The following is a 6,258-nucleotide window of genomic DNA, read 5'->3' as shown; positions in this document are numbered from 1 at the left end:
GCAACGCACATTGTACGGTCTTTTTTTGCCGATGTTAAAAATTTTCGGTAAATTTGCGTGTTAAACGCCGCTGTTTACGGAAGCTACGGCGCGGACGCGCCTGAATGCCGCATTCCGCCTGACAGGCGGGGCATCGGGAAATCAGCAAGGCAATAACAGAAATTTGTAAATAAACAGACTCAATCATAACAGAGCAATGGCAAAACAGGAAGATGTTTTCAAGACAATCATAGCCCATGCAAAAGAATATGGGTTCGTATTTCAATCAAGCGAAATCTACGACGGGCTCTCTGCCGTGTATGACTACGGACAGAACGGTGTAGAGCTGAAAAACAATATCAAACGTTACTGGTGGGAGGCAATGACAATGCTTCACGACAACATCGTCGGCATTGATTCCGCCATATTCATGCACCCCACAATCTGGAAAGCATCAGGACACGTGGACGCATTCAACGATCCTTTGATTGACAACAAGGATTCAAAGAAACGCTATCGCGCCGATGTGCTCATCGAAGATGAAATAGCCAAATTCGAAGAAAAGATAAACAAGGAAGTCGCCAAGGCTGCAAAACGTTTCGGAGAGAGTTTCGACGAAGCCATGTTCCGTCAGACAAATCCTCGCGTGCTTGAACACCAGCGCAAACGCGATGAGCTTCACAACCGTTTCTCAGAGGCAATGAACGCCAATGACCTCGCGGAGCTCAAACAGATTATCCTTGACTACGAAATAGCAGATCCGATAAGCGGCACACGCAACTGGACCGATGTGCGCCAGTTCAATCTCATGTTCAAGACCGAGATGGGTTCCACTGCCGACGGCGCGATGGACGTCTATCTTCGTCCGGAGACAGCCCAGGGTATTTTCGTCAACTACCTCAACGTGCAGAAAACAGGTCGCATGCGTCTTCCTTTCGGCATAGCCCAGATAGGCAAGGCATTCCGCAACGAGATTGTCGCCCGCCAGTTCATCTTCCGCATGCGTGAGTTCGAGCAGATGGAGATGCAGTTCTTCGTGCGCCCGGGAGAAGAACTGAAATGGTTTGATTTCTGGCGTCAGACGCGCCTCAAATGGCACAAGAACCTCGGTCTGGGAGATAGCAAATACCGCTTCCACGACCATGAGAAGCTTGCCCACTACGCCAACGCGGCAACAGACATCGAGTTCGAAATGCCGTTCGGCTTCAAGGAGGTGGAGGGAATTCATTCCCGTACGAACTTCGACCTTTCGCAGCATGAGAAATTCTCCGGTAAAAAAATACAATATTTCGATCCGGAACTCAACGAAAGTTACGTTCCTTATGTTATAGAGACATCAATAGGTGTGGACCGTATGTTCCTCAGCGTGCTCTGCAGTTGCTACGAAGACCAGGATCTCGGCAACGGCGACCGTCGCGCAGTGCTGCACTTCCCTGCACCCATAGCACCGGTGAAATGCGCTGTCCTGCCGTTGGTGAAGAAAGACGGACTGCCGGAGAAGGCACGCGAGATACAGCATCGTCTGCGTTTCGACTTCACTTGCCAGTATGACGAAAAAGATTCCATCGGCAAGCGCTACCGCCGCCAGGATGCCATAGGCACCCCATACTGCATCACCGTCGACCATCAGACACTTGAAGACGGAACTGTAACACTCCGCGAACGCGATTCGATGGATCAGAGACGTCTCAGTGTCGATGAACTGGAGAAAATATTATCGGAAGAAGTAAGCCTGAACAGTCTTCTGCGCAAGCTGCTTTGACCATACACCCCGGGCAGCGAAGGCTGCTCCCAAAAATTTTGAATTATGAAATTCCTGAAGGAAACTATCATCGCATTCGTTGCAGTGCTGGCAATGACCTCTCTCTCGTCGTGCAATTACAACAGTCTTGTTGAAAAGCAGCAGCAGGTTGATCAGAGCTGGGCACAGGTCGAGAACCAGTATCAGAGACGCGCAGACCTGATTCCCAACATAGTGAATACTGTCAAGGGATATGCTGAGCATGAAAGCAGCACTCTGGAGGCTGTGACCAACGCCCGCGCAGGTCTGACAAAAGCCTATGATGCCGCCCAGTCTGTGGAGAACCCGCAGGAGAACATCGAGCAATACCAGCAGGCACAAAGTGCCCTCAAAGGCGCGCTCGACATATATGTGAACGCCGTCCGCGAGGCATATCCCGACCTGAAGGCAAACACCAACTTCATGGCTTTGCAGACTGAACTGGAGGGTACGGAAAACCGGATCTCTACCGAACGCAAGCGTTACACAGAGGCGGTGATGGATTACAACACAAGCATCAAGAAATTTCCGACAAACATATATGCCGGGTGGTTCGGCTTCAAGGAGAAACCTCAGTTCAAGGCTGAAGCAGGGGCGCATAAAGCCCCTGAAGTGAAATTCTGACACTTGACACGAGGATTGCATTTTTATCTTAACACGCTTAATTACAAAACAACTGTCTCAATTATAGGATTGAGACAGTTGCAACAACAACGACAACAGATATATGAAGAAATCTCTATATTTTCTTCCGCTGATGGCAATGGTTTTCACCGGATGTCTCAGTGAAGATGAAGAGCCGGACTATGTGGAATGGAAGAAACAGAACGAGGAATATGTGACCAAAATGGAGGAGCTCACCGAAAACGGAGAGAAAGTCTACACCAAGGTCGTTCCCGAGTGGGCACCCAATGACTTTGTCCTCATAAAATGGCACAACGACCGGTCGCTCACTGAGAAGAATCTCAAGCCGCTGAGCAACTCTACCGTAAACATCAAATATGAGATGGAGGACATCAACGGCAAATATCTGGGTGATTCCTACAGCATGACCCAATATGGCGACAGCATCTACCAAAGCATGCCCAACGAGAATATCATAGGTATGTGGGTGGCAATGACATCGCTTCATGTAGGGGACTCCGTGACACTCGTCATCCCCGCCGGTTCCGCCTACGGTTCGGCATCGCGCAGTCCTATCGAGCCTTTCTCCACACTCATCTATCACATGAAGATGAAAGGCGTTCCCAAATACGAGAAATAACTACCAGACTTCGATCATGAACAAAAACCTTTTTCCTACACTGGCGGCAGGACTTATCCTCTGTTCAGGCATGGCATCCGCCTACACTCTGACCAAATTCAAATCTTCTCCGGCTGTCAGGCTGAACACACCCGTGCTTCCCGACAGCCTTCAGAAAGAGAACGCATTCTCTGCCGAACAGCTGCTGGGCGCGCGCACTCCTCTGACGCTTCGCGACGAAATGGCAGACTGGACAACAGTGGTTCCGGACACCTCCGGAAGAGTCATTCTTCCCAAGGCTGTCGGCAAACCCGAACTGCGAACCTACACAACCCGCCTGCGTGCGACGGAATTTGCAAAAGGGAAGCTCGTCCTTAAGTCCACATCAATGGGCGATGTGTTCGTAAACGGCGTGTCTGTAGCGAAAAAGAGTATTGCTGATTCCATCCCCGCTGAGGCGAGCGGAGCTGTTACCCTCAACCCTGAAGCCGACTATGAGATCCAGCTCAATATCGTATCTATGCCGGATGACAAAAGTGCGCCGGACTTCAGACTGGAGTTTGTTCCCGACAAAGACTTCGAGGATGTGGAACTTGCCGATGGTCCGGACATCGGAAGACGTTTCTCCACACGCCTGACCATGACAGGGGAGCGTGTGAGCGGAACAAGTATTTCTCCCGACGGCAAATATCTTATTACAAGATATTACGAGACATTCTCCGCCACAGAGACATCTTACCGCGCCACTCTTCAGGAAACCGCAACAGGAAAGATGATAACAGAAGATCTGTCTTCTTCGGCAAACTGGATGCCCAAAGGCTCCACATTATATTATACTGTAAAGAAACCGGCAGGATATGATGTAGTGACAATGGAAGTGCCGACGCTTAAAAGCCGCGTGATTGCACGTGGTGTCCCGGTAAACAGGTTCAGCATAACACCCGACGGCAAATCACTGATATATTACAAAGAAGTAGAAGGTACAAAAGACCAGGGACCGCTGAAACGCGTTAAAAGTCCTGATGACCGTATTCCGGGCGACCGCGACCGCTCTTACGTGATGCGCTATGACCTTGACACCCATGTTACGACCATTCTCACCTACGGAGGAGCGACAACATACATATGCGATTTCTCACGCGACGGTTCGAAGATGCTCTATATCGCATCAACAATGCGTCCCGCGGAATATCCTCTCTATTTCAAAGATCTCATCGAGATGAATCTCAACACACTCGCTACGGACACAATCATCCGTAATGACGGATTCATCAATGACGCCATTTACTCTCCCGATGCAAAACAGCTATTCATCACAGGTAGCCCGCAGGCTTTCGGCGGTATCGGTGCGAACGCCGGGAAACATGAGATACCTAACGATTTCGACGGGCAGGGTTTCATATATACCTTAGCCGACAAAAAGGTCAATCCCGTTACGCGAGATTTTGACCCCGCCTTGTCTGGCACACCGGTATGGAACACTGTGGACGGCGCCATATATTTCCGTGGCGAGACCGGGTTCTTCAACAAGTTATACCGTCTGGATCCCAAATCAGGAAAAATATCCGCGCTCGACACTGGAATAGAATACGTATTCGGTTTCTCCATGGGCGATGACGAGGGGACATGGCTGTCGTATCACGGCGGCGGATTCACAGACACAGGCGTGGCATATCTTCTCAATCTGAAGAACAATAAAAACCGTCTTATCGACGATCCGATGCAGACTGAACTGCGCGACGTGGTATTCGGCAAAATGGAGCCGTGGAAATTCACAGCCTCGGACGGCACAGAAATCGACGGTTACATGTGTCTCCCTCCAGGATTCGACTCATCAAAGAAATATCCTCTTATAGTATATTACTACGGAGGCACCTCTCCTTCATCCGCAGCCATTCATCACCCCTACTCCCCGCAGGTATTCGCTTCGCGCGATTATGTGGTATACGTTATCAATCCGAGCGGAACAACCGGCTATGGACAGGAATTCTCCGCCCGTCATGTGAACGCATGGGGAAAACGCACTGCGGAAGACATTATAGAGGGTGTAAAGAAATTCTGCGATGACCATTCGTTTGTTGACAAAAAGAAAGTAGGATGTCTCGGCGCTTCATACGGAGGCTTCATGACCCAGTACCTCCAGACTCTCACCGACATCTTTGCGGCAGCAGTGTCGCACGCTGGAATCTCGAACGTGACAAGCTATTGGGGAGAAGGTTTCTGGGGTTATTCCTACAATGCGATAGCTGCCGCAAAATCATATCCCTGGAGCAATCCCGAACTCTTCACCAGACAAGGCTCGCTTTTCAATGCCGACAAGATCCACACCCCTCTCCTTCTGCTTCACGGCACGGAAGACACCAATGTGCCTATCGGCGAGAGCATACAGATTTTCAATGCGCTCCGCCTTCTTGGACGCGATGTCGAGTTTATAACGGTAGACGGTCAGAATCACGTCATCACTGATTTCGACAAGAAGCTTATCTGGCAAGACACCATAATGGCGTGGTTCGCCAAATATCTCAAGGGAGACTCCCGATGGTGGAACGAGCTCTACGGAAAATGAATATGAAAAAAATTATTTATACAGTGGGGGCTATTATCGCCCTCACTTTGTTATATGGATGTTCTGACAGCGAAAAGACCGGTGAGAATGCCACCGAGATAGAAGCGGCGAAGATTGCCGGAAGAAATGCGGCACGAAGCATAATCACCCGCCATTGGGATGACACTTCGCTTCTACGCAAAGAGGTGGAGCGGCAACGTGCCTTGCGCCTTCGTTACGATTCAATCGGTCACAGGCGCTCTGCGGCAAGCTTTGACTCAGCATTCGTATCGACTGTGCGCACAATGAATCCGATACTTGGAAAATTTGTTGAAAAACTATGAATACGCCACTGCTCACCGTACCTTCCGACATCAGGGAACTGCTCGACTCGGAAGCCACAAGAATAAATCGAGAGGAATTCATCGGGAATGATCCCGTGCAGTTTCCTCGCAGGTTTTCCAGACTTGAAGACATCGAAACCGTATCGTTCCTGTCTGCAATCATAGCATGGGGACGAAGACCCATGATATGCCGCAATGCCGAGCGCATGCTCGACCTGATGGAACATGAGCCATACAAGTATGTCATGGACGAAGGCTATGAAGACCTCGATGCCGACATGAACCTCCACCGCACATTTTTCGCCCGTCATTTCAGGTATTTTCTCAGGGGACTGCGCCGCATTTTCCGCGAATACGGTTCGGTTGA

General features: G+C 50.0%; 6 protein-coding genes. All 6 read left to right on the top strand.

The window, feature by feature from the left end; translation table 11 throughout:
• Positions 1 to 196 precede the first annotated feature (196 nt).
• Positions 197 to 1,741 (top strand): glycine--tRNA ligase, encoded by a 1,545-nt coding sequence (locus tag JX312_RS07725; protein ID WP_123406224.1) that lies wholly within the window; start codon positions 197 to 199, stop codon positions 1,739 to 1,741.
• A gap of 45 nt (positions 1,742 to 1,786) precedes the next feature.
• Positions 1,787 to 2,383 (top strand): LemA family protein, encoded by a 597-nt coding sequence (locus JX312_RS07720; protein ID WP_172470061.1) that lies wholly within the window; start codon positions 1,787 to 1,789, stop codon positions 2,381 to 2,383.
• Between the two features lie 103 nt (positions 2,384 to 2,486).
• Positions 2,487 to 3,023 (top strand): FKBP-type peptidyl-prolyl cis-trans isomerase, encoded by a 537-nt coding sequence (locus JX312_RS07715; RefSeq protein ID WP_123406226.1) that lies wholly within the window; start codon positions 2,487 to 2,489, stop codon positions 3,021 to 3,023.
• 16 nt (positions 3,024 to 3,039) lie between these two features.
• Complete coding sequence (locus JX312_RS07710; protein WP_204457601.1) at positions 3,040 to 5,568, top strand: prolyl oligopeptidase family serine peptidase; 2,529 nt, start codon at positions 3,040 to 3,042, stop codon at positions 5,566 to 5,568.
• A 2-nt stretch (positions 5,569 to 5,570) separates the two neighbouring features.
• Positions 5,571 to 5,891 (top strand): hypothetical protein, encoded by a 321-nt coding sequence (locus JX312_RS07705; RefSeq protein WP_204457600.1) that lies wholly within the window; start codon positions 5,571 to 5,573, stop codon positions 5,889 to 5,891.
• The coding region (locus JX312_RS07700; protein WP_204457599.1) for a DUF2400 family protein at positions 5,888 to 6,258 on the top strand (371 nt) is incomplete at its 3' end. The genes JX312_RS07705 and JX312_RS07700, both read left to right, overlap by 4 nt.

The organism is Barnesiella sp. CU968 (assembly GCF_905219685.1).
Classification (GTDB): Bacteria; Bacteroidota; Bacteroidia; order Bacteroidales; family Muribaculaceae; genus Lepagella; species Lepagella muris_A.
This window is presented reverse-complemented; position numbering and strand designations above follow the sequence as displayed.